The 23939-nt window shown below is 69.9% G+C and carries 24 protein-coding genes; 4 read left to right on the top strand and 20 right to left on the bottom strand.

Annotated elements, in window-relative coordinates; all coding sequences use genetic code 11:
- Positions 1-38 precede the first annotated feature (38 nt).
- The 3 genes from ACZ63D_RS11655 to ACZ63D_RS11645 form a co-directional block, all read right to left on the bottom strand.
- Entirely contained in the window at positions 39-986 is a 948-nt protein-coding gene (locus ACZ63D_RS11655) for a winged helix-turn-helix transcriptional regulator (RefSeq protein WP_465354229.1), read from the bottom strand.
- A complete protein-coding gene (locus ACZ63D_RS11650) occupies positions 983-2248 on the bottom strand; it encodes a DegT/DnrJ/EryC1/StrS family aminotransferase (protein ID WP_465354228.1) in 1266 nt (421 codons plus the stop codon). Before ACZ63D_RS11650 ends, ACZ63D_RS11655 begins: the two co-directional genes overlap by 4 nt.
- 291 nt (positions 2249-2539) lie before the next feature.
- Positions 2540-3946, bottom strand: a complete 1407-nt coding sequence (locus ACZ63D_RS11645) for an MFS transporter (RefSeq protein WP_465354227.1) — start codon at positions 3944-3946, stop codon at positions 2540-2542.
- A gap of 65 nt (positions 3947-4011) precedes the next feature.
- Between ACZ63D_RS11645 and ACZ63D_RS11640 the strand changes: the two genes are divergently transcribed.
- On the top strand, positions 4012-4506 hold the full coding sequence (locus ACZ63D_RS11640) for a CGNR zinc finger domain-containing protein (protein WP_465354226.1): 495 nt from the start codon (positions 4012-4014) through the stop codon (positions 4504-4506).
- A 5-nt stretch (positions 4507-4511) separates the two neighbouring features.
- On the opposite strand, the gene ACZ63D_RS11635 is transcribed toward ACZ63D_RS11640, so the two are convergent.
- From ACZ63D_RS11635 to ACZ63D_RS11610, 6 genes are all read right to left on the bottom strand, one after another.
- Positions 4512-4817: a hypothetical protein gene (locus ACZ63D_RS11635; protein WP_465354225.1), complete on the bottom strand. Its 306-nt coding sequence runs from the start codon at positions 4815-4817 to the stop codon at positions 4512-4514.
- Positions 4818-5060: 243 nt separating this feature from the next.
- Positions 5061-6890, bottom strand: a complete 1830-nt coding sequence (asnB, locus tag ACZ63D_RS11630) for an asparagine synthase (glutamine-hydrolyzing) (RefSeq protein ID WP_465354224.1) — start codon at positions 6888-6890, stop codon at positions 5061-5063.
- Between the two features lie 28 nt (positions 6891-6918).
- On the bottom strand, positions 6919-8094 hold the full coding sequence (locus ACZ63D_RS11625; RefSeq protein WP_465354223.1) for a cytochrome P450: 1176 nt from the start codon (positions 8092-8094) through the stop codon (positions 6919-6921).
- A 16-nt stretch (positions 8095-8110) separates the two neighbouring features.
- Positions 8111-9343, bottom strand: a complete 1233-nt coding sequence (locus ACZ63D_RS11620) for a multidrug effflux MFS transporter (RefSeq protein WP_465354222.1) — start codon at positions 9341-9343, stop codon at positions 8111-8113.
- Between the two features lie 121 nt (positions 9344-9464).
- Positions 9465-10472 (bottom strand): helix-turn-helix transcriptional regulator, encoded by a 1008-nt coding sequence (locus ACZ63D_RS11615; protein WP_465354221.1) that lies wholly within the window; start codon positions 10470-10472, stop codon positions 9465-9467.
- 60 nt (positions 10473-10532) lie between these two features.
- Positions 10533-11651: an alkaline phosphatase family protein gene (locus ACZ63D_RS11610; RefSeq protein ID WP_465354754.1), complete on the bottom strand. Its 1119-nt coding sequence runs from the start codon at positions 11649-11651 to the stop codon at positions 10533-10535.
- Positions 11652-11702: 51 nt separating this feature from the next.
- Here ACZ63D_RS11610 and ACZ63D_RS11605 point away from each other — a divergent pair, with 51 nt between their 5' ends.
- The gene (locus ACZ63D_RS11605) at positions 11703-11906 is read left to right on the top strand and encodes an FmdB family zinc ribbon protein (protein ID WP_183124959.1); all 204 of its coding nucleotides are present in this window, start codon (positions 11703-11705) and stop codon (positions 11904-11906) included.
- A 48-nt stretch (positions 11907-11954) separates the two neighbouring features.
- On the opposite strand, the gene ACZ63D_RS11600 is transcribed toward ACZ63D_RS11605, so the two are convergent.
- Positions 11955-13067 carry a trans-sulfuration enzyme family protein gene (locus ACZ63D_RS11600; protein WP_465354220.1) on the bottom strand — a complete coding sequence of 371 codons (1113 nt, stop codon included), beginning with the start codon at positions 13065-13067 and terminating at the stop codon, positions 11955-11957.
- Between the two features lie 59 nt (positions 13068-13126).
- Here ACZ63D_RS11600 and ACZ63D_RS11595 point away from each other — a divergent pair, with 59 nt between their 5' ends.
- Positions 13127-13642: an Lrp/AsnC family transcriptional regulator gene (locus ACZ63D_RS11595; RefSeq protein ID WP_465354219.1), complete on the top strand. Its 516-nt coding sequence runs from the start codon at positions 13127-13129 to the stop codon at positions 13640-13642.
- 11 nt (positions 13643-13653) lie between these two features.
- Here ACZ63D_RS11595 and ACZ63D_RS11590 read toward each other — a convergent pair whose 3' ends face one another.
- From ACZ63D_RS11590 to ACZ63D_RS11580, 3 genes are all read right to left on the bottom strand, one after another.
- Complete coding sequence (locus ACZ63D_RS11590; RefSeq protein ID WP_465354218.1) at positions 13654-14388, bottom strand: SDR family NAD(P)-dependent oxidoreductase; 735 nt, start codon at positions 14386-14388, stop codon at positions 13654-13656.
- Positions 14389-14498: 110 nt separating this feature from the next.
- Positions 14499-15089, bottom strand: a complete 591-nt coding sequence (locus ACZ63D_RS11585; protein ID WP_465354217.1) for a TetR/AcrR family transcriptional regulator — start codon at positions 15087-15089, stop codon at positions 14499-14501.
- Between the two features lie 53 nt (positions 15090-15142).
- Positions 15143-15556, bottom strand: a complete 414-nt coding sequence (locus ACZ63D_RS11580; RefSeq protein ID WP_465354216.1) for a winged helix-turn-helix transcriptional regulator — start codon at positions 15554-15556, stop codon at positions 15143-15145.
- 128 nt (positions 15557-15684) lie between these two features.
- Between ACZ63D_RS11580 and ACZ63D_RS11575 the strand changes: the two genes are divergently transcribed.
- A complete protein-coding gene (locus ACZ63D_RS11575; RefSeq protein ID WP_465354215.1) occupies positions 15685-16626 on the top strand; it encodes an SMP-30/gluconolactonase/LRE family protein in 942 nt (313 codons plus the stop codon).
- 7 nt (positions 16627-16633) lie between these two features.
- On the opposite strand, the gene ACZ63D_RS11570 is transcribed toward ACZ63D_RS11575, so the two are convergent.
- The 7 genes from ACZ63D_RS11570 to ACZ63D_RS11540 all read right to left on the bottom strand — a co-directional run bounded on the left by ACZ63D_RS11570 (position 16634) and on the right by ACZ63D_RS11540 (position 23927).
- The gene (locus tag ACZ63D_RS11570; RefSeq protein WP_465354214.1) at positions 16634-18400 is read right to left on the bottom strand and encodes a 3-hydroxyacyl-CoA dehydrogenase family protein; all 1767 of its coding nucleotides are present in this window, start codon (positions 18398-18400) and stop codon (positions 16634-16636) included.
- Positions 18401-18516: 116 nt separating this feature from the next.
- A complete protein-coding gene (gene dhaM / locus ACZ63D_RS11565; protein WP_465354213.1) occupies positions 18517-19200 on the bottom strand; it encodes a dihydroxyacetone kinase phosphoryl donor subunit DhaM in 684 nt (227 codons plus the stop codon).
- Positions 19197-19820 carry a dihydroxyacetone kinase subunit DhaL gene (gene dhaL / locus ACZ63D_RS11560; RefSeq protein WP_465354212.1) on the bottom strand — a complete coding sequence of 208 codons (624 nt, stop codon included), beginning with the start codon at positions 19818-19820 and terminating at the stop codon, positions 19197-19199. The genes dhaM and dhaL overlap by 4 nt, the downstream gene beginning before the upstream one ends.
- Complete coding sequence (gene dhaK, locus ACZ63D_RS11555; RefSeq protein WP_465354211.1) at positions 19820-20821, bottom strand: dihydroxyacetone kinase subunit DhaK; 1002 nt, start codon at positions 20819-20821, stop codon at positions 19820-19822. The genes dhaL and dhaK overlap by 1 nt, the downstream gene beginning before the upstream one ends.
- 79 nt (positions 20822-20900) lie before the next feature.
- Positions 20901-21896 (bottom strand): hypothetical protein, encoded by a 996-nt coding sequence (locus ACZ63D_RS11550; RefSeq protein WP_465354210.1) that lies wholly within the window; start codon positions 21894-21896, stop codon positions 20901-20903.
- A gap of 47 nt (positions 21897-21943) precedes the next feature.
- Complete coding sequence (locus ACZ63D_RS11545) at positions 21944-22219, bottom strand: hypothetical protein (RefSeq protein ID WP_465354209.1); 276 nt, start codon at positions 22217-22219, stop codon at positions 21944-21946.
- A 10-nt stretch (positions 22220-22229) separates the two neighbouring features.
- Entirely contained in the window at positions 22230-23927 is a 1698-nt protein-coding gene (locus ACZ63D_RS11540; protein ID WP_465354753.1) for a sodium:solute symporter family protein, read from the bottom strand.
- Between the last annotated feature and the right edge of the window lie 12 nt (positions 23928-23939).

Genomic DNA, 23939 nt, shown 5'->3' with positions numbered 1-23939 from the left:
TCCGGGCTTCTTCCCGGCGGCGGGGACACAACGGGAACTCAGCGCGGGTCAGGCAGCGCCGCGCGGATCTGTTCGGCGAGCCCGGACAAATCCCGCGCGTAGACCTCGGCCATCGCGGCCACCGCGGGCAGGCAGTGCGGCGGCACCGCGCCGAGGATGTCCGAGCGGCGGCCGAGTGCCTGCCCGGTCAGGCTGAGCAGGTGCAGCAGCACTCGTCCGGGTTCGCTCGAACGCAGCGCCGGATCCGTCCGCAGCTGGCGCAGCAGCGTCGCCGCGTCCACCCGCGGCGGGGCTTCCGGAACGGTTTCGGTGCGCGAACGCCGCTGGTCCGGCACCGGATCCTGGCCGGACTCCAGCCGTCGCCGCACGTCGTGCGCGGTGCCGAGCGAAATCCCGGCGCGCCGGGCGACCTCGCGCAGGGACAGGCCGGGCTCTTCGGCCAGCAGCGCGCTGGCCTGACGTCGTCCCTCGGCCGCGGACAACGGACGCGCCCGGCCGTCGCGGCCGATGCGGGCGGTGTTCGACTCCGGATTTTCCGCGGTTGAACGCCGCAGCGCGCCGACCGTCTTGTCCGACAGCCCGGCCAGCTCCGCCACCACGTGATCCGACCAGCCCGGGAACTCCCGCACGATCCGCACCGCCGCGGCCCGCCTGCTCTCCAGCGACAGCGGAAGACCGTGCGCGATGTTCGACCGCACCGCGTAAAGGAAACACTCGGATTCGGTGCCGTCGCACAGCACCGCGCGGATCTGCTCGTCCTCCCGCAGCACCGCGGCCCGCACCCGGTGTTCGCCGTCGACCACGCGCAACGTGTCCCGCTGCACCACGATCGGCGGCAGCACCTCGGGATCGCGGCCGGTCAGCATCCGGACGTGCTCGGCGACCGGGCCGTCCACCCGGGGAGAACCGCCGAGCACCAGATCCCGCACCGGCAGCGACACTTCGGAGCCGGACAGCACCGCGCCGGGGGTCGCGACGCCGATCACGAGCCGCTCGCCCTCGCTCCGGCCGCCAGCAGCATGGCCGGAGCCGGCCCGTTGAGGTCGGCCAGCACCCGGTCCAGCGTGTCGACCAGGTAGTCGACCTGCGCCAGGCGCAGCCCCGGATGGCAGGGCAGGTTGATCAGCGAGCTGAACCACAGCCGTTCGGCCACCGGGCACTCGCCCGGCCGGTGCCCGCGGTGCCGCCATTCCGGCAGCAAATGCTGGGGGAAATAGCGAAGCTGGATCTCCACGCCGCCGCGGTCGAGCGCCAGCACCATTTCCTCGCGCAGTTCCGCGGTTTCCGCGAAGCAGGTGTACAGGTGGTAGGCGTGCGTGCTGTCCGCCGGGGCGGATTGCGGGGTGACGAAAGAATATCCGTCGATCACCTCGTCCAGCCGCGAAGCGATCGTCCGGCGCAGCGCGGCCAATTCCGGCAACCGCGCGAGCTGCACCACCCCGACCGCGGCGGCGGCCTCGGACATGGTCGCGTTCGTGCCGCTGCGGCGCACCCGGTGCACGGTGTCGCGGTAAACGCCTTCGGAGTATTTCATCCACGGCAGCAGCAGCGGTTCGTCCTCGCCGGGCAATGCCGACGTGCTCAGGTGACCGTCGTAGTCGTTGCCGCGCAACCGCTGCAGCCGGTGCGCCCAGACATCGTTGTCGCAGGTGATCATCCCGCCCTCGCCGAGGGTGGTGATGTTCTTGGAGTTCTGGAAGCTGAAACAGCCGAGATCGGCCAGCCCGCCCGGCACGCGGCCGCGGTAGCTGGCGCCGAGCGCGTGCGCGCAGTCCTCGACGACGAGCACCCCGTGCGCACGGGCGATCCGCATGATCGCGTCCATGTCCGCGGGACATCCGCCGTAGTGCACCAGCAGCAAAGCCTTGGTGCGCGGGGTGATCAGCGCCTCGAACGACGCCGGGTCGACGGTGAGCGAGCCAGGGTCGACGTCGCAGAACCGCACCCGCACCCGGTGGTCGAGCAGCGGCTGGACGGTGGCCTGGTAGGTCTGCGGGGTCGCGATGACCTCGTCGCCCGGCTCGAGATCCAGCATCTCGACCGCGAGCTGCACCGCGACCGTTCCGCTGGTGACCGAGACCGCGTGCCGGGCGCCGACCATCGCGGCGAACTGCCGTTCGAACCGCCGGCGGTGCTCGCCCATGGACAAAGTGGACTCGCTCGTGACCAGCTCGACGAGCGCGTCAGCCTCGGGCGCGGCCAGCACGCTGCCGCGCAGGGGACAGGGCACAATGAAATTTCGGGACACGGCCGAACACATCTCCCCAGTTCAGGTCGAATGCCATCGGCCTCATTCAAGCACCGCCCGCGAACCCGCCGGAAGGGTTTTCCCCGGACCGGGAATGTCAACTGGGTCAATACTCTTTACCGACCCACGATCCTTGTGCGGCGGGTTTCCGGCTGCTATCGGCGGTGAATTTATCACCCCAAAGCAGTCTTAAGTGTACATTGTGGACAGACGTTTTAGGCAAGGTTGAACAATAGCAAGCGTCCCCCCGTTTCGGGCTGCCTCCTTTCAGGTGATTGAACCGCGGTCAGCTCATCTCTGAGCGTTGCCCCCGGAGTTGTCCCGTAACAACCAGCCGCCCGTGAGACCGCTCACTACCGCGAGCACGCCGCACAGCAGCAACACCAGCAACACCCCGTGCGTCGCCCCGTCGCTTCCCTCCCCCCGGGTCGCGTAGACCGCGCCGGACACCGCGATGCCGAGCGCCAGCCCGAGCTGACGGGAGCTGTTCGCGGCCGCGCCCGCCGTGCCGCCGTACTCCGCGGGCACCGAAGCGATCGCCACCGCGGGGAAGACCGGGGACACGATGCCCGCGCCGATCCCGGTCAGGATCAACGCCGGCAGCAAGGCCACCCAGGTCGGGCTGAGCAGCACCGCGACCGCGGTCAGGCAGCCGAAGCCGAGCAGCACCGTCGCGCCGCCGAGCACCCGGCCCGGCGACCTGGCGTGCAACCGTCCGCTGATCAGCGCCGACACCGCGACGAACACCACCACCTGCAGCGCGAGCACCGCCGACGTCCCCGCCGAACTGAGGCCGGTGGCCTTCTGCAGCCACAGCGAAATCACCGGCAGCGCCCCGAATCCGGCGAAGTAATAGCTGAACGCCACGAGCAGTACGCCGAGAAACCGGCGCGTCGCGAACAAACTCGTCGGGACCATCGGCGCGCTGCTGCGGCGTTCCACCACCACGAACGCCGCGATGGCGACCACCGTGACCAGGTAGCCGATCACCGCACCGGCGGAAGTCCAGCCGCGATCGCCGCCGGTGATGACGGAATAGGTGAGACCGGTGGCGGCGAGCGAGAACGTGCCGATGCCCGGGTAGTCGACGCCGCGGCCGCTCGCTCGCGGGCTTTCCTTCAGCGACGTCGCGGCCATCACGATCGCGACCACGCAAATAGGCAGGGAGACAAAGAAAATCCAGCGCCAGCCGAGCAGTTGCGCGATCACCCCGCCGGAAAACGTCCCGACCGCGCTGGCCACGCCGGCGACCGTCCCCCAGACCGCGAAAGCCCGGGCCCGGTCGCGGCCCTCGTAGGTCAGCCCGACCAGCGGCAGGATCGTCGCGAACATCGCCGCGCCCGCGACGCCCTGCACGACCCGCGCGGCGATCAGCTCGCCGGGCGTCGCCGCCAGGCCGCAGCCGAGCGTCGCGAGGGAGAACAAGACCAGCCCGGCGAGGTAGACGCGCTTGCGGCCGAGCAGGTCGCTCAGCGAGCCGAAGCCCAGCAGCAGCCCGGCGAGCGCTACCGTGAAGACGTCCACGATCCATTGCAGCTGGCCGTACCCCGCGCCGAGCTCGGCCCCGATCGCGGGCAGGGCGACGGTGACGATGCTGGTGTAGATCAGCAGAAGGAATGTTCCGACACACGCGGCGATCAACGGAACCCAGGACGGCGCGGCCACCGCGGGTTCGGCGCGGCTCGTCAAGTGAGGCATGCCTAAGATCGTGGTGTAATAGGCTTATGCCGCATAACTCTTACTACCGGAGTTTCCTCAAGTTTGTGACTGGGCTCACCAACGACCGCCCGGTGGACCTCGCTGACCTGGTCGAACGCTGGGACGAGCCGGAAATGGGCCCGGTCCCGCCGGTCGCCGGCGAGGATTTCGCGGAGGTGTGCGCCTTCCTCGACCGGTGGATCGAGGTCATCGACGCCACCGGCGAGGCGGACCGGGTCCGGCTGCTGAACGCTTTGCTGGCCGAGGCCGCCGCCTACCCGCGGATCACCGAACACGACGGGTACAGCTGGCATCTGCACTACCAGGACGACGGGATGCGCCTGCCCGCGGTGCTGCGCGCGGTCACCTCAGTGGCGGCGGCGCAGTACCTGACCGCGACCAGCCTGCACCGCCTCGGCCGCTGCGCCGCGACGGAATGCCGCCGCGCGTTCGTCGACTTCACCCGCAGCGGGACCCAGCGCTATTGCACCCACGCCTGCGTCAACCGGGACGCCGTCCGCAGGCACCGGGCGCGACGGAAGGAAGCCCTTTCCCAGTAGGGCTTTCACCACCGCCGGTTCGGCCGCCGCCGCGCCCGGGCCTCCCAGCAGGGCCGATGCCAATGCCGACGGTCCGCGACGCCGCCGGTCTCGTCCGCGGGCCAGACGACCAGATGCGGGACGCCCGGGCGGATCTCGTGGTCGCAGCCGGGACACCGGTAGGTCTTGGCGGCCTGCGCACCGGGAACGGTGCGCACCAGCCAGTCGCCGTCCGGGCCGGATTCGCCGCGGGCCCAACCGCTGACCGCCCCGGCGTCCGGCCGCTCGACGGGACCGGAACGGCCTCGGCCGGGTCGATTGCGTCTGGGCACGCAGCCACGGTAACTCGACGGCCGCGAGACGGTTCAGCCCGGTGAGACCGCGCTCAACCGCGACGGGACGCGGTTCGCCCGCGCCGGGCACTCGGGGTTACCGCATCAGTTCGTGGTCGGTGTGGCAGGAATCCAGCTGCACCACGAACTCCACCAAGCCGAGCCACCGATCAGCCCATACACCCGTAACAAGACCGCGCCCATCACAGCGCCACACGGATCACCCGCACCGCCTCCCGAGGCTCACAACACCAGCTCATGATCAGCAAGCCACGAATCCAACTGCACCACGAACTCCAGCCCAGCCCGCGCAGGCCAGCCGTTCGCCGACCCGAGCCGAGCCGCCGCAGCGCCGTCGATCAACCCATGCACCCGCGTGCCAGGAGAACCCGCGAGCCGTTCGAACTCGGCTCGCAACGCCGCGTCGTAGCCCGGGTCGTGCGTAACCGGGTACGCGCTCTTCTTCCGGTTCGCCACCAGATCGGGCAGCAGGTGCCCGGCCGCCGCTCGCAGCAGGCTTTTCTCCCTGCCGTCGAAGAACTTCATCGGCCACGGGACGTTGAACAGGTAGTCGACGAGCCGGTGGTCGCAGAACGGGACCCGCACCTCCAGGCCCACCGCCATGCTCATCCGGTCCTTGCGGTCCAGCAGCATCGGCACGAATCGGGTCACCGCGAGGTAGCCGACCTCGCGGATCCGCCGCGCCGCGGCGTCCTCGCCGGGCAGCACCGGCACCTCCGCCAGCGCCTCGGCGTACCGCTGGGCGCGATAGCCCTCGACGTCCAGGTCCGCGAGCAGTTCCGAATCCAGCAGGCCGGACAGCGCCGGGAGCAGGTCGTACCCCGCGGCCACCCACGGGAAGGTGTCCGCGTCGCGCAGCTCCGGCTCGTGGAACCACGGGTAGCCGCCGAACAGTTCGTCCGCGGCTTCTCCGGACAGGGCCACCGTCGACCGTTCGCGGACCGCGCGGAACAGCAGGTACAGCGAGGCGAACGCGTCGCCGAGCAGGGCCGCGGGCACGTCATGGGCTCGCGGCACCACGGCCCGGGTCGAGGAAGCGGCGAGTTCGCCGAGACCGAGCACCAGGTTCGTGTGCTCGGCCGCGACGTGCCGCGCCATTTCCGCGGCGAACGGCGCGTCCGGCGATTCGTGCACCCGGCTGGCGGCGAAATCCCGGTCGTTGCCCGCGAAATCGACCGAGAACGACCGGACCGGGCCCACTCCCCGCGTGGCGAGCGAACGCGCCGCCAGCGCCGTCACCACGCTGGAGTCGAGGCCGCCGGAAAGCAGGGTGCACAGCGGGACGTCGGCGACCAGCTGGCGTTCCACGATGTCCTCGAGCAACGTGCGGACGGTCTGGACCGTGGTGTGCAGATCGTCCGGATGCTCACGTGCCTCCAGCGCCCAGTACCGCTGCACCCGGCTGCCCTCCCGGCCGAAGACCAGCAGGTGTCCCGGCCGCAGTTCCCGCATGCCGCGGAAGATCGCGTGCTCCGGGGTTTTGACCCCGGCCAGCAGCTCGCGCAACCCGTCGCGGTCCACCACCGGCGCCACCTCGGGATGCGCGAGGATCGCCTTGGCCTCCGAACCGAACAGCAGCCCGCGACCGGTCGGGAAGTAGTAGAGCGGTTTGATCCCGAGCCGGTCACGCACGAGCAGCAGCTGCTCGCTGCGGGCGTCCCAGATCGCGAACGCGAACATTCCGTTGAGCCGCCGCACCATCGCCGTGCCCCATTGCAAGTAGGCTTGCAGCACCACTTCGGTGTCGCTGGCGGTCCGGAACCGGTGGCCGAGCGCGCTCAATTCCGCGCGCAGTTCGCGGTAGTTGTACACCTCGCCGCTGTAGGTGATGGCCAGCACCGTGCGGCCGATGTGGTCCACCGTCATCGGCTGGCTGCCGCCCTCGGGGTCGATGACCGAAAGCCGGCGGTGGCCGAAGGCCACGTGCTCGTCGAACCAGCAGCCGTGCGCGTCCGGGCCCCGGCACGCCATCGCCACGGTCATGTCCTGGAGCACCTGCGGTTCCCGGTCGGGAGACCGCTCGAAATCCACCCAGCCCGCGATGCCGCACATCGGGTTCTCGCCTCCTTTGCCCCCGGGTTCACCAGGTCACCGGGAATTCGTGGATGCCGTAGATCTCGGCGTCGGTTTTGAACCGAAGTTCCCGCGCGGGCACCGCGGCGCGCAGGCCGGGCAGCCGGGTCGCCAGCGCGGTGTAGACGATTTCCAGCTCCGTCCTCGCCAAATGCTGGCCGAGGCATTGGTGCGGACCGTGCCCGAACGCCAGGTGGTCGCGCGCGCCGCGCCGGGGACCGGGGAACACCGCCGGATCGTGGTCGGCCGCGTTGCACAACAGCACGACCACCTCTCCCGCGGCGATCCGTTCGCCGTCGAGCCGCACGTCTTCGGTGGCCACCCGGGTCGGGATGAACTCCGCGATCGTGAAGCGGCGCAACGACTCCTCCACGAGCAGCGGGGCACGCGCCGGGTCCGCGCGCAGCGCCGCCGCGAGCAACGGCTGCTCGGCCAGGCTCAGCGCGCCGAGCGAAATCATGTTCGCCGTCGTTTCGTGTCCGGCGACGAGCAGCAGGAAAGCCATCCGCACCACTGCCGTGCGCCGGTATTCGCCGTCCTCGCGGCTTTTCCGGATCTGGCGGCCGAGCAGATCGTCGGGCGGGGCCGCTTCCTTCTCCACGACCAGCGTTTCGAGCGCGGCCAGCAGTTCGTCGATCGCCCGCAGCCGCTGCGGCGCGGTGGCGGTGCGCAACAGCATCGTGGTGGAGCGGGTCTGGAAGAAATCGTGCTCGGAGTAGGGCACCCCGAGCTGCTCGCAAATCACCCGCGACGGCACCGGCAACGCCAGCGCTCGGACCAGATCCGCGGGTTTCGGACCGGCCAGCATGGCGTCCAGGCATTCGTGCACGATGCGCTCGATCCGCGGCCGCCACTGCCGGACGCGGCGGACGGTGAACTCCCCGGCCACCGCGGCCCGGGCGGCGCGATGCTCGGCGCCGTCCATGGAGATCATCGTGCGGCGGAAGGCGCCCGGCTGGCCGTCCACGCGAAAGGGGAAACCCTGCCGTTGCCGGTCGGCGCTGAACCGGTCGTCGGCGAGCACGGCGCGGATGCCGCGGTGCCCGCCCACCGCCCACACCGGCATCCCGGAAGGCAGCCGCATCCGCACCGGGCGGCCCGCGTCCCGCACTCGCACGTGCTGCGGGTTGGGCCGGTAGGGACAGGCTCGGGCAAGCTCCAGCTCAGGTTCGTCGTCCGGCACGGGAAACTCCTTTCGCTCAAGCGGTTTCGGGCTCGCCGTTCCCTTCGCCTGGCCGCGCGAGCACGAACAAGGCGACCGCCGCCACGAGCGCGAACCCCAGCACCGCGACCGCGGTGGAAAGCGCGGTGGTGGTTCCGGCCGCGCCAGGCAGCGGGGCCGCCGCCGCGCCGATCAAGAACTGCGCGCCGCCGATCAGGCCGGACGCCGCGCCGGGAGCGTCCCGGCCGATCGCGAGGATGATCGTCGTCGAAGCGGGCAGCACGATGCCGAAGCCGAAGGTCGCGCCGAACAGGCAGACCCAGGTCGTGGGCACCGTGCTGACGCCAGCGAGCAACAGGAGCACCAAAGTCCCCGTCGCGGCTGCCATCACGAGCACGCCGATTGTGAGCAGGGTGTTGAGCCGCACGCGTCCGGCGAGCCGGGCGAACAGCGCTCCGGCCAAAACGGTGCCGACGGCGTTCGTCGCGAAGACGAGGCTGTAGGCGGTAGGCGACAAGCCGTAGCCGTCCTGGAAGACGAACGGCGAGCCGCTGATGTAGGCGAACAACGCGCCGATCCCGCAGCCGGCCACCAGAAGATGCCCGACCAGCGCGCGCCGCCGGAGCAACCGGCCCATCGCGGCGGCCGACCGCCGCGCGCCACCGGGCAGCCGCCGCTGTTCGGGCAGCGATTCCGGCACCCAGGAACCAACCCCGGCCAGCAGCAGCATCCCGGTCACGGCGAGCACCGCGAAGACCAGCCGCCAGGAACCCAGCCCGACGACCACCCCGCCGAGCACCGGGGCCAGCACCGGCGCGGTCGAGCCGATCACGCTCAGCGCGGTCAGCCTGCGCGCCGCACCCGTACCGGTGAACAGATCGCTGATCACCGCCCGCCCGAGCACGATCCCCGCGCCGCCGGCCACTCCTTGGCACAGCCGGGCGAGGTCGAACACCGCGAGGTTCGGGGCGAGCGCGCACACCACGGAAAAGACCGCGAACAAAGCGGCACCGGCGAGCAGCAGCCGACGACGGCCGAGCGTGTCGCTGACCGGACCGAGCACGAGTTGCCCGGCCGCGAAGCCGACCAGGCACGAGGTGAGCGAGAACTGCACCGCCGCGGTGGTGGTCCCGAACGAGGAGACGATCTGCGGGAATCCCGGCGCGTACATGTCGACCGCGAACGGCGACACCGCGGAAAGACCACCGAGGACGAGGACGAGCCGTCCGGTTCCGGTACGCGGGGTCGCGGTGTCGATGCCGCCGTTCATGAGCCTCCACTCCGTCCGAGCCTGGACGCGGCCGGACAGCGGCCGCTGCCCTCATCGTCGGCGGCTCGGCGCGGGCGTGGTGTGGAGCGCGATGCCCGGTGTTGTGGAGATCGTTGCGGCGTCAGGTACGCGCGCGCCGGAACCGCGCGGGCGAACTCCCGCGATCCCGGCGGAACGCGTACCCGAAATTGCTCGCCGACGCGTACCCGACCTCGGACGCGATCCGCGCGATCGGCCAGTCTGTCTCGACCAGCAGGACCGCCGCCCGGTCGAGGCAGCGGCGCCGGTGGTGCTCCATCACCGAAATCCCGTACAGGGCCCGGAATCCGGTGGTGAGCCTGCGCACGGACATCGCCGACGCGCGGGCCAGCTGAGCCAGTGTCGGCGGGTCGTGGCGCTGCTGCCACAGCAGATCGGGCACGCGGCGCAAAGCGTTCGCCTCGTGGTCTTCCAGTTCGGGTTCACCGGTTTCGTCCGGCGCGGCCACCAACCCGTCGGCCAACGCGGCCAGCGCGGCCAGCAACCGCGATTCGAGGAAAAGCAGGCGGCCCGCGGAACCTCGGCGATAGGCGAAAATGTCCCGCAGCGGGTCGGCGGCGGGCAGCAACGCCGTCGAACGGCCCAGATACCGCTCGCGGGCGAGGGGTTCCGGACCGATCGCGGGCAGCGAGTACGCGCCGAGGTCCTGCAGGTAGGACTCCAGCCCGGTCCAGGTCCCGGTCACCGACACCGCGCGATAACGCTCCCCCGGCTCGTATTCGACCACTCCCTCAAGAGCGCTGCGGGAGCTCAGCGACACCGCGCTGGCCCGCATCTCGCCGGTGCCGGTGCCGGACTCGCGGATGCGCATCCGCCCGCCGAGGCAGTGCTCCAGCTCGAAATGGTCGCCAGGGAAGCGGAATTCGACCCGGTGCGGCCCGGAGAACTCGACGTCGTAGCGGACGAGCGACAGCCCGCGGCGCAGGCTCGTCACCTCGATCGCGCCGTCGCCGACCTCCGGCCGCAGCCGATGCCGGATCGTCCCGTCATGGCCCGGCTCGGCGCGCGCGATCGAGGACAAGTAGGCGGCGTGGCTGTCCTCGTCCGCGGCGGAGCCGGTCGGACCGCAGATCTGGTGAGTCTGGATCACGACAACGAAGGGTAGCCTTACTCACTGGCCGATGTCGTTATTCCGTTCAGTGGTGCCGGTTCAGCCTTGCGCGATCACCAGCGGGACCAGCTGTTCGGCCGACGTCAGAGAACCGTGCTGGCCCACCAGGTTCGACTCCACCGCCTCGGCCAGTTCGCGCACCAGGCCGAACGTCCCGGTCGCCGCCGCGACGACGTCGCCGATCCGCGGGCGCACCCGGTCGCTCACCGCGGCCCCGAACCAGCCCGCCGCGATCGCTTCCTCCCGCGGCAGCACCCACGCCCGAGAGCCCAGGACTTCCCGCCACGCCGCCACCACATCCGCCGTCGCACCGGGTTCGGTGTAGACATGCCGCGCGCGGACCTCGCCGCCGAACGCCCGCACTCCCGCCAGCAGCTCCGGAGCGTCCTCCAGGTTCAGTTTCTCCTCGACGGTCACCATTCCGTGGTCCGCCACCACCGCGAGAACGGCACCGGCAGGCAGTCCGTCCACAATAGACTCCACCAGCCGGTCGACGTGGCGCAGCTGCATCCGCCACGCGGTCGAGCCGGGGCCGTAAAGATGGCCCAGCTGGTCCAATTCACTGTGGTAGGCATAGCAAAACGCGCGCGAGGAAAGGATCTCCAACGTCCGCGCGGCCAGGTCGCCCAGTGCGTGCACGCCGGCGTAGCGAGCACCGCTTTGCGTCGCTTGGGTCAAGGCGGTGTTGGCGAACTGCGCCGAAGACACCACCGCGGCCTCGATCCCCGCGGCGGCGGCGCGCTCGAAGGTGGTCGGCAAGGGCTGGACTTCGCGGGGCGGCAGGGCACCTCGCAGGTCGCTTCCGTCGTCGTGGGAGCGCCAGCGCAGGGCGTTCAGGACGCCGGTTCCCGGGATCTCGAAGGTGTAGCCGACCATGCCGTGCTCGCCCGAGGCCAGTCCGGTGCCGATCGCGGCGACACCGGCGGCGGTGGTCGACGGGAACCCGACTCGCAACGGGCGACCGGCCAGTTCGGTGAGGACGGGGGCGTCGGCGGCATGCTGGGCGAGCAGTTCCCAGCCGAGGCCGTCGATGAGGAGCACGCAAGCGCTGCGGGCTTCGGGCAGCGCCAGGCCGCCGTCCTCGCCGGGCACGCCCAGCGCGCCGAGCAGGGCGGGAACGACCTGGCCGAGGTGCGGAACATCCGCGTACTGAGGCATATCCACCCGGACAGCTTCCCACCACTGCGAGCCGCCAGCGATAATCAAGGCATGCCCACCTACGCCTACCGTTGCCGCGACTGCACCGAGACGTTCGAACTCCAGCGCCCGATGGCCGAGTCCAGCGCGCCCGCCCCGTGCCCGGAGGGGCATACGGACACGGTCAAGCTGCTCACGACGGTCGCGCTCACCGGTTCGGCCTCCGCCCCGGCGCCGGCTGGCGGCGGTTGCTGCGGCGGCGGCTGCTGCGGCTGAGCTTCGGCCGGGCGGCCACCGCCGATCCGGCGGCGGCCGCCAAACCGGTCAGCAGCTCTTCAACGCCTGATCCAGGTCAAGCCACAAGTCCTCGACGTCCTCCAGCCCAGCCGAAAGCCGCAGCAGACCGTGCGTGATGCCCGAGCCGGTGCGGTCGTCCTCGGCGACGATCCGGTGCGTCAGCGACGCCGGGTGCTGGATCAGCGTGTCGACGCTGCCCAGGCTCACCGCGGGCGTGATCAGCCGGACCGCGCCGACCACCGCGTGCGGGTCGCCGGTCACCTCGAAAGCCACCAGAGGCCCGCCCAGCTTCGGATAGTGCACCGCGCGCACTGACGGATGCGAAGCGAGCCGCTCGGCCAAGACAGCCGCAGTCTCCGAAGCTGCCTTCACGCGCAGCGGGAGCGTCGAAAGACCGCGCAGCAACAGGTATCCGGCGAGCGGGTGCAGCACGCCACCGGTCGCGAAGCGCAGCGAACGCAGCCGCGCGGCTTCCTCGGCGTCGCAAGCCACGATGCCGCCCATGACGTCTCCGTGACCGCCCAGGAACTTCGTCGCGCTGTGCAGCACCATGCGGGCACCGAGGCGGCCGGGGCGTTGCAGGACCGGCGTCGCGAAGGTGTTGTCCACCAATACCGGGACGTCGCCGCACGCAGCGGTCAGGGCGGCGATGTCCAGTTCGCTCAACGTCGGGTTCGCGGGCGTCTCGACGAAAACCAGGCCGGTGTCGGGACGAAGGGCGTCGGCGACGTCCTCCGGCGCGGTCCAGGTGACCTCGGTGCCCAGGAGGCCGGTGGTCAGCAGGTGGTCGGTGCAGCCATACAGCGGGCGGACGCCGACGATGTGCCGTTTTCCTTGCGACACCGCGGAAAGCAGGCAGGCCGAAACCGCCGCCATGCCGCTCGCGAAAGCCACCGCGTGGTCGAAGCCCTCGAGTTCCGCCAGCGCCTGCTCGAACCGTTCGACGGTCGGGTTGCCGATCCGGCCGTAGATGCCGGTGACGTTTCCGCCCGCGGCGAATTCGTCGATCCGGCGGGCCTCCTCCGCGCTGTCGCGCGCGGGGTAGGTCGTGGAGAAGTCGAGCGGGGCGGCGTGCAGGCCGAGGTCGGCGAGATCGTCGCGACCGGCGTGGACGGCTCGGGTGCGCAAGGCGGAAGTCATGGCAGTCACGTTCGGACAAACACCGGTGGCAAAGCAATATCTTCGGATAAGATTCATTGATGGGCGAAACCGTCGAACTGAGTCCGGTTGATCTTGAGATTTTGCGGGTGCTGCAGAACGATGCCCGGACGTCGAACAAGGAGCTCGCGGCGGCGGTCGGGCTCGCGCCGTCCACCTGCCTGGACCGGGTGGCGCGGCTCCGCGAGACCGGCGTGATCACCGGCCAGCATGCCAAGGTCGACGCGGCGAAGGTGGGCCGCCCGCTGGAGGCGTTCCTGTTCGTGCAGGTCCGGCCGCATCGCCGGCCGCTGGTCGAGCAGTTCGTGGAGCATTTGCTCGCACTGCCGGAAATCCGCGCGGTCTACCACCTCACCGGACCGGACGACTTCCTCGCGCACGTCGCCACCACGTCGGCCGCCGAACTGCAACGGCTCGTGCTGGACGAACTCACCTCCCGCGACGAGGTCGCCCGCGTGCACACGAACCTCGTATTCCAGCAGTGGCAAGGCGGCCCGCTGCTGCCGCCGGACGGCGAACCCTCCCAGGGCGCGCGCATCCGGCGGCAAAGCCGTTGAGCCGTTAGCCCTCAGACCTGAGCGAAGCCGCCGTCCACCGCGAGTTCGGAGCCGTTGACGTAGCTGGACGCGTCGGAGGCGAGGAAGACCGCTGCCGCGGCGATTTCCTCTGGTTCGGCCAAGCGGCCGAGCGGAACCGACGCACCGGCGGCGGCGAACTCATCAGGCGAGATCAGGTCTAGCAAACCCTGCGTGCGAGTACCGCCGGGCGAAAGAAGGTTGATCCGGTACTGCCGCTTCCCGGCGTCGTGGGCGAACCCTCGGACCAGGTTGCGGATCGCGGCCTTGGTCGCCCCGTACACGGGCAGGTAGGGCTGGGGGCGCGAGACCGCCGTCGACCCGGTGAGGATGATCGACGCGCCTGGCGACAGCAGCGGCAACGCCTTCTGCACGGTGAACAGCGAGCCTTTGACGTTGGTGGTGAACATGGCGTCGAACTGCTCCTCGGTGATCTCGCCCAGCGGGGCGACGATCCCGATCCCCGCGTTGGCCACCAGCACGTCGATCCGGCCCGCCTGTTCGGCGACGGCGGCGTAGAGCCCGTCGAGGTCTTCGAGCCGGCCTACGTCGCACCTAATCCCGGTGACCTCGGGCCCGAGTTCCGCCTCGACCTCGTCGAGCTGCGCCTGGCGGCGACCGGCGACGAACACCCGCGCCCCCTCGGCCCGGTAAGCCCGCGCGATCGCCAGCCCGATCCCCGAGTTCGCCCCGGTTACGACCGCGACCTTGCCCTCCAGCACCTTCATGACGGTTCCTCTCCAGTTATTGACCATTCAGTCCATAACATGGCCGATATGGACCGGGCGGTCAATAACCAGGACGTCGCTGTGCCGCACGCCACTACGGCGAGAATCGGTTAGGACGCAGGCAGCAGACCGTCGGCCAGCGCCTCGGCGGTGGCCAGCAACACGCCCGGATCCTGACCTACCCGGCCGAGCACGATGAACCCGAGCTGACCCGCCAGCACCGCACGAGCGGTGATGTCCGGATCAAGACGACCAGCCACGTCCCCCTCGCGCTGCGCGCGCCGCACCGCCTCGGCCAGCACGGCAGTGGTCGAGGCATAGCTGCGCCGCGCCTCCGCGGCCACCTCGGCGGCGCTCACCGACAGCTCCATCGCGGCATTGGCGAGCAAGCAACCCCGGCGGGCCTGCTCGCCGCGGGGATCGCGCACGGATCCGGTCAAAAAATCCCGGAGCACCTCGATGCCACGCTCGGCTTGCTCGAGCCAGCCGCGCAGCATTCGCTCATTGGCCTCGTCGTACATGCGCAGCACGCGCAAGAACAAGCTCTTCTTGTCCCCGAACGCCCCGTACAGGCTTCCCTTGCCGAGCCCGCTGGCCGCCAGGAGATCTTCGAGAGAGGTACCCGCGTACCCGTTGTCCCAGAACGCCGCCTGCACAGCCGACAGCACTCGCTCTTCATCGAACTGTCGTGGACGCGGCACGAGGCCGATGCTACCCATAGTGGACCGGTCGGTCCAGCATCGCCGCGAACTGCTCAGCCGGACTGGTCAGCGCGGTTGTCGTACTCCTCGCGGGCGGCGAGGACCTCGGGCAGGTGCAGAACCGACCACTCCGTGAGCGCCTTCACTGGTGCCCGGAGCGACTCGCCCAACGGTGTCAGCGCGTACTCCACGCGCACCGGCACGGCCGGGTACACCGTTCGCCGGACTATGCCGTCGCGTTCGAGGGCGCGCAGCGTCTGGGTCAGCATCTTCTCGCTCACTCCCGACAACCGCTTGCGCAGCTGAGTGAACCGGCACGGCCCCTCTCTGCCAAGTTCGCCGAGCACGAGGATCGACCACTTGTCGCCGATCCGGTCGAGCAAGTCCCGTGACGGGCATCCGCGCGTATACGGATCCCACGAGGATGTTGCCCCAGTCACGGCCTTGGCGGTTGCCACAGCGCTCACCTCACTGCTTTCCAACGGGTGGCTACCTTACCAAAAAGTGGCTACTTCCCCATGGAAAGTCATCAGGCCATCGTGGGCCGTAACGCCGCGGAAGGCCGCGGCGGGAAAACCCGGAAAGGTTCGCCACAATGTTCCCTCGCACCGCGCTGCTCGTCGTCACCACACTGACCGCGCTCGCGTCTCCCGCGACTGCCGCCGCCCGAGAGTGCGGCCTCTCCACGATCGCCATCAACGGCACCAACGCCTATCCCGAAAGCGTCGCGACCGACAACCGCTACGTCTACACCGGCAGCATCGCCGATGGCACCGTCTACCGCGGCCGCCTCGGGTCCACCACGCTCGAGCCCTTTTTGCCCGGCGGTCGCGACAACCGCACCCAGGTCGCCGGAATCAAGGTCAGCGGCAATCGGCTGGTGGTCGCCGGCGCTTTCACCGGACGCCTGTTCATCTACACCAGCGCCGGAAAACTCGTTGCCAGCTATAGCGTTCCCGACTCGGGCGAGAAGACCCTCGTGAACGACGAAGCCGTCGCCCCGAATGGAGACGTCTACGTCACCGACTCGTTCCGCTCGGTGCTCTACCGAATCCCGGCCGCCGAAGTGAACGGCCCGGTCACGGGTGTCCACCGGACTCTGCGGGCGGCCTACCGCTTGCCGGACTACGTGGCCGGCCAGTCCAACGGCAACGGCATCGTCGCCACCCCCGACGGAAAATCGCTGATCATCGGCTACTGGTACAGCGGCGCGCTCTACCGGCTCACCCTCGCCACCGGCGAAGTCCGCAAGATCGCCGCGCCACCCCTGACCAGCGCGGACGGCATGGTGCTGCGAGGAAACACGCTCTACGTCGCTCGCTCCGTGAACAATGAGATCACCACTGTGCGGCTGTCCCGCGACTACACCCGGGCGACCGTCGTCGCCGAACGCACCTACCCCGGGGCCGACACCACCACCGGCGTCACCGTGAGCGGGAACCGGCTGCTGGCGACCAATTCCCAAATGAACTCCTACCTCCGCGGCGAGCCGCCGGCCAGCCCGGTGTTCACCCTCGAAAGCCTGCCCCTGAGCTGAGCGGGCGTCAGTAATCCTTGAAACCCTTGCCAGTCTTGCGCCCCAGCCGCCCCGCCGTTACCAGATGCTCCAAAAGCGGTGCGGGAGCAAAACCTTCTTCCCGGAACTCGTTGAACAGCGTCCGCTCGATCGCCAGCGAAACGTCAAGCCCGACCACGTCCAGCAATTCGAACGGACCCATCGGCAACCCGCAGCCGACCTTCATCGCGGTGTCGATGTCGTCCGCCGACGCGTAATGCGCCTCCAGCATTTTCACCGCGTCGTTGAGATACGGGAACAGCAACGCGTTCACGATGAATCCGGCCCGATCGCCGCACTGCACCGGATGTTTGCCGACGGCCGCGCACACCGCTGTCGCGGTCGCGGTGACGTCCGGGGCGGTCGCGATCGTCGACACCACTTCCACCAGCTTCATCACCGGTGCCGGGTTGAAGAAGTGCAGACCGACCACCTCGCCGGGACGTGAAGTCGCCGCCGCGCATTCGATGACCGGCAAGGAGGACGTCGTGGTCGCGAGCACCGCGCCCGGCTTGGCGACCTCGTCCAGCGCCGAAAACACCGCCTGCTTAACGGAAAGCTCCTCGGCCACCGCCTCGACCACCAGATCGACGTCGGCCAATTCCTCGAACTCCGTCACCGGACGGATCCGGTCGAGGGCGGCCGCAGCGTCCTCTTCGGACAGTTTGCCTTTCACCACGGCCTTGTCGAGCGACTTCTTCACCTTCGCCACCGACGCTTCGGCCTTCTCCGTGCTGCGGGCCCGCAGCACGACCTCGAACCCGCGCTTGGCGAATACTTCCGCGATACCGGTGGCCATCGTCCCGGTCCCGATCACGCCGACGGAACGCACCTCGCGAGCCTGCGAAGCGTCCACTTCGGACGAACCGACGGAATCCACGACCACCGGCGAATCCGGCGCGTCGTAGGTGTAAAACCCGTGCCCGCTCTTACGCCCCAGCTGCCCGGCGGTAATCATCTGCTTCAGCAACGGGGCGGGTGCGTGCAGCCGGTTCCGGGACTGGTGGTACATCGTGTCGAGGATCTCGTACGCGGTGTCCAGCCCGATCAAATCGAGCAGCGCGAGCGGTCCCATAGGGTAGCCGCAGCCGAAACGCATTGCCGCGTCGAGATCTTCGCGGGTGGCGTACCGCTGCTCATACATCCGTACCGCGTGGTTGAGATAGCCGAACAACAGCGCGTTCGCGATGAAGCCCGCCCGGTCGCCCATGACCACCGGCGATTTGCCCAGCCGCTGCGCGAATTCCACGACATCGGACACCACGTCCGGTTCGGTGACCACGGTGCGCACGACCTCGACCAGTTTCAGCACCGGCGCCGGGTTGAAGAAATGCATCCCGACGACCTTGCCCGGCCGCGCGGTGTGCACGCCGATCTCGGTGATGGACAACGACGACGTATTGGACGCGAACACCACGTCCGGCCGCGTCACCTTGTCCAGCTGGGAGAACACCTCGGCCTTCGCCGTCAGGTTCTCCGGGATCGCCTCGATCACCAAGTCCACTTCGGACAGATCGGCGAGCGAGGTGGTGGTGCGGATCCGGCCCAGCAGCGCCTCCCGGCCCGCCTCGTCGAGCTTCCCTCCGGCGAGCGCCCGTCCGGTCGAATGCCGCAGATGGCCGAGTCCGCGTTCGACCCCCGCGTCGTCCAGCTCCACCGCGACCACGGCGAGCCCGCTGCGGGCGAGCACCTCGGCGATGCCCGCGCCCATCGTGCCCAGACCGACCACACCGACCGTCGAGATTTCCCGTGCCACAGGGCCTCCAGAGGTTACCCGCTGGTAATTTCCGCTCACTGTGCCACGCGGGACCCTCGAAAGCACATCGGAATCGAGTCAGTCCCGGCGAAGTCACCCGGTCGGCATGCGGCGGGTCACTCCCCGAAGTTCGCCTCCACCAGCTCGGCCACCTTCGCGACCGCTTCCGCGGCCTGCAGCCCGCGAGCCCGCACCACGATCCGGTCGCCCTGGCGCGCGCCGAGCGACATCAGCGCCAGCACGCTGTGTGCGTCCGCCTCCTGCTCGCCCAGCCGGATCGACACCTCGGCCTCGAATTCGGCCAGGCTGCGCACCACGACCGCGGCCGGCCGCGCGTGCAGGCCGACGTCGTTGGTCAGCGTGAATTCCTTCTCCACCACGCCTTCCTCGCCCGCCGGAGACTCCACCGCCGCCAGATCGGGCGCGACACCGGCACTCGCCGCGGCCTCGCCGACCGCCTTGGCGTCCGCGCCGCCCTGCGCCGCGACGGCCGCGGCCACCGCGCCTTCCACCAGCGGTGCGTCGACCACCACCGCGGCGGACGGATCGGCCAGCGATTCCACCGCCAGCTCCGCGGTCATCTGCGCGCTGCCGAGGTCGTACAGCAGCACCACGCCGCCGCCGGAGTCCGCGCGCTGGACGGCGGCCACGACCTCGTCGTAGTCGGTGCCGATGCCGCCGCCGTCGGGCAGCCCGCCCGCCGGGACGATCCGGACGTCCGGGGCCATCTGGGCGGCCAGTTCGGCCAGGCCTTCGGCCAGTTTCGCGCTGTGCGACACAAGAACGATTCCGACGGTCACCGGGCCGCCTCCGCGAACGCTCGCAGCAGCAACGCCGTCGACCGGGCGCCTGGGTCCATATGCCCGACCGCGCGTTCCCCGAGGTAGGAGGCGCGGCCCTTGCGCGGGACCAAGTCCACAGTGGACTCCGCACCGCGGTCGGCCCCGTCGGCCGCCGCCGCGAGCACTTCGGCGACCGTGCCGTCCGCGGCGCCTTCGGCCGCGGCGAGGGCCGGGATCAGCGCGTCGACCATCGTCGCGTCGCCGCCCACCGCCTTGCCGCGCGCCTGCACACCCTCCAAAGCCGCCCGCAGCGCGTCCAGCAGCAACGGCACGTCGATCTCCGCCGCGTCGCCGAGCTTCGCCGACGCGCGCAGGAAAGCCGTGCCGTAAAGCGGACCAGCCGCGCCGCCAACCTTGGAAATCAATGTGGTGGCAGCGAGTTTGACCACTCCAGCGGGCGTTTCCGGCACCGCGGTCTCCAGCGCGGAAACGATCGCGGCGAAGCCCCGGCTCATGTTCTCGCCGTGGTCGGCGTCGCCGATCGCGCGGTCCAGGTCCACCAGTTCGGTGCGGTGTTCGGCGATCACCTCGGCGGCGGCGCGCAACGCGGCCGCGACCCCTTCGGCAGTGCAGGCCATCAGATCCCCCACCGCAGCGCGGGCGTGCGCACCGGCGCGTCCCACAGCTGCGTAAGCTCGTCGTCCAGTTTCAGCAGGGTCAGGCTGATGCCCTGCATTTCCAGGCTCGTGATGTACGGGCCGACCAGCCTGCGCTCGACCAGGATCCCGCGCTCGGCCAGCAGCCGCTCGGCGATGCCGTGCGCGAGGTACAGCTCCAGCTGCGGGGTGCCGCCCATCGAGTTGGTGAACAGCAGCACCTTGTCGCCGGATTCGAACGGCAGGTCGGACACCACCGCCTCGACCATCCGGGCGACCAGCGCGTCGGCCGGTTCGGCCGGGATCCGCTCGCGGCCGGGTTCGCCGTGGATGCCGATGCCGAATTCGATCTCGTCCGGCCCGAGGTCGAAGCTCGGCTCGCCGGCGTGCGGCACCGTCGGCGCGGACAACGCCACCCCGATGGAGCGGACCTGCCCGATCACCTTGCGCGCCAACGCTTCCACCGCGTCCAGCGAATCGCCGCGCTCGGCCGCCGCGCCGGCGATCTTCTCCAGCAGCACGGTGCCGCCGACGCCGCGCCGCCCGGCGGTGAACGTGGAATCCTTGACCGCCACGTCGTCGTCGATGATCACGCTGCGCACGTCCAGGTCCTCGGCCGCGGCCAGTTCGGCGGCGGTCTCGAAGTTCAGCACGTCGCCGGTGTAGTTCTTCACGATCAGCAGTGCCCCGGCCGGCCCGGTGCAGGCCGCGATCGCGCCCTGCACCGCGTCCGGGGTCGGCGAGGTGAACACCGGCCCGGGCACCGCGGCATCGAGCATCCCGGGGCCGACGAACCCGCCGTGCAGCGGTTCGTGCCCGGACCCGCCGCCGGACACCACCGCGACCTTGCCCGCCACCGGCGCGTCCGCCCGCACGACCAGCGCCGGATCGTCGCGCACGCGCAGCAGGTCCGCGTGGGCGACCGCGAGCCCTCTCAGCGATTCGGCGACCACGGCCGCCGGATCGTTGATGATCTTCTTCATGGCGGACCTCCGGCACCTCGGCGTCGTGGACGACCCCAACCTATGAGGTCGCCGGGCGCGCCGCAAAGCGCCCCACTGATCACGCCTTGGGCAGTTTCCCGGCCAGCTGCTTGGCCAGCCCGACGGTCTTGCCGCACGGGTCGTCCTTGTCCGCCTGCGCGTCGGAGTTCGAGTACTCGAGCTGGACCACCTCGACGCGCTCTTCCTTCCACTGCCGGTGCTGCCATTTCACCTGGCAGCTCGACCCGGTGCCGCCCTGCTTGGAGTAGGCCTGGTTCGGCGTGCCGACGTCGGCCTTGAGCCAGCCGTCGCCCTCGCTCGGCGCGACGCCGGGGAACATCGTCACCCGGACGCTCGGGATGAGGCCCCAGTCGCACGAGTGCAGCCCGGACGCGCGCGGCTTCCCGCCCTTGACGACCCCGTCCACCGCGGCCTGGTCGAGCACCGTGCACGGGTCGACGGCGAGCAGCGTGCCCGGTCCTGGCACGTACTTCTGCGGGTTGTTGTGCAGCTTCTCGACGGCCGTGGCGACCAGCTTGCGGCCGGCGGCGCAGGCGTCGCCGCCGGTGTAGTCGATCCGGAACGACACGCCGAAGTCCGGGTTCCGCGCGGTGAGCGCGCTGACCACGCAGCCGGACCCGCCGCCGAGGTCGGGCACCTCGACCTGCGGCAGCCCGCCGACCGCACCGGTGGTCTTGTCCGACGCGAACGTCACGATGCCGCCGACCTCGACGCTCGCCCGGATTTCCTTGCCGCCCGGGTCGGTCGCCTTCGCGACGCAGGAGTCGAACTGGGTGCTCGACGCGGTCGCCTCGCCCTGCGGCGTGCCGAGCGGGCCCATCGCGGTCTTGTCCACGAACTGGCACGGCAGCAGGTCGCGCAGCACGGCGGGAGCGACCGCGGGATCGGTGATCGGGCCGGACGTCGCGCCGCTGTCCCCGGCGGCGGGGACGGTCGTGCGCGCGAAGTTCTCCTTGCCCAGATTCGGGCCGCCGCACGCGGACAGCGCGACCGCACCCGCCGCGGCCAGTGCGGACAACTTCAGGAACCGGCCGAACCGGCGATCGTGCACCACGTCCGGCAACCTAGCGGGCGAGGTCGCCGGACGCGCGCACAACCCGGTTATTCGGCGGGTGAGGTTTCCGTCGTTTCGGTGCTCGGCGGCACGACCAGCGGCCGCAGCACCGCCCACAGCACGAACATCGCGGTGACCACCAGCAGGCCGATGCCCGACCAGAGGTTGATGTTCACGCCAGCGGCCTTGTTCAGATCGTCGTCGCTGGTGAACCCGGCGCCCATGATCGTGAGGATCACGCCGTAGACGCCGAGCAGCAGCGCGATGATCAGCCGGATGTCGAAGGCGCCCGCCTTGTGCGGCCGCGAGGTTTTCTCGGTCATGCGGGCCTCCTCAGAAGATGATGTTCAGCGCGATGGTAAGCACGAGGACGATGCCGGCCAGCAGGCCCGGCTTGCGGTACCAGCCCGCGTTCTCGCCGGTGTTGTCGTGCCTGAGCGCGTCGCGCGGGGTGAGCGAGTACACCAGGCCGACCAGCTGCGCGTCCGGCTTCGGCTGCGTGGCCAGCGAAACCCCGATGCTCACCACGATGTCGACGACGAACGCGGTGCCCGCGGCCACGAAGCTGGTGCCCTGCCCGGCGAGCGAAAGCACGCCCAGCTGCGACAGCAGCCAGATGGTGATCGCCGACGCGGTGCCCGCCACCAGGCCGATCCACCCGGCCGCCGCGGTCATCCGCTTCCAGAACATGCCGAGGATGAACGTGGCGAACAGCGGAGCGTTGAAGAAGGAGAACAGGTCCTGCAGGTAGGTCAGGATGTTCGCGGACTGCGACGCGACGAACGCGGTGCCGATCGCCAGCACGGTCGCGACGACCGTGGTCTTGCGGCCGAGACTCAGGTAGTAGCCGTCCGGCTTGTCCTTCTTGAAGTACGTCTGCCAGATGTCGTACGTGAAGACGGTGTTGAACGAGCTGAGGTTCGCCGCCATGCCCGCCATGAACGACGCGAGCAGACCGGCGATCGCGATGCCGAGGATGCCGTTGGGCAGCAGGTCGCGCATCAGCAGCAGGAGCGCATTGTTCGCGGTGACCCCGCTCGTCGCCGGTTTGTCGGCCAGCAGAAGTCCCTTGTCCTGCAGGTACTCCGGCACCACGACGCCGGCGATCATGCCGGGGATGATCACGATGAACGGCACCAGCATCTTCGGGAACGCGCCGATGATCGGCGTCCGCCGCGCGGCCGACATGCTCTTCGACGCCATCGCGCGCTGGACCTCGACGAAGTTCGTCGTCCAGTACCCGAAGGACAGCACGAAGCCGAGACCGAACACGATGCCGAGCACGGACAGGAAGTTGTTGCCGAACCCGGTCAGGTTGTCGCCGGGCCAGGAGTGCAGCTGCGCGGTGCCGCCCGGGCTGTGCGTGACCTTGTCGACCAGCCCCTGCCAGCCGCCGACCTTGACCAGGCCGACGATGGTGAGCGGCAGCAGCGCCACGACGATCACGAAGAACTGCAGCACCTCGTTGTAGATCGCGGCGGACAGCCCGCCCAGCGCGGTGTAGGCGAGCACGATGGCGGCCGCGACGACGATCGACACCCACAGCGGCCAGCCCAGCAGCAGATTCACGACGCTGGCCAGCAGGAACAGGTTCGCGCCCGCGATGAGGATCTGCGCCGCGGCGAAGCTGATGCCGTTGACCAGATGCGCGGTCGGCCCGAACCGGCGGCGCATGAACTCGGGCACGCTGCGGACCTTCGAGCCGTAGTAGAACGGCATCATCACCAGGCCGAGGAACAGCATCGCCGGGATGGCACCGATCCAGAAGTAGTGCACCGTCGGCAGGCCGTAGAGGACGCCGTTGGCGGACATGCCCATGACCTCGACCGCGCCGAGGTTCGCGGAAATGAACGCCAGGCCGGTGACCCACGCCGGCAGCGACCGCCCGGAGAGCAGGAAGTCGAGACTGCTCGACACCTGCCTTCGCGCGAGATAGCCGATGCCGAGCACCAGGACGAAATAGAACGCCAACTCGATGTAGTCGATCGGACTCGCGTCGAGCCGCAAGTTCGCGTCGGCGAGGAACGGCACCCCTGCCACCTC

Source organism: Amycolatopsis sp. NPDC104775, from assembly GCF_055583325.1.
Note: the sequence above shows the minus strand (reverse complement) of the source record. Positions and strands in the feature narration are given on the sequence as shown.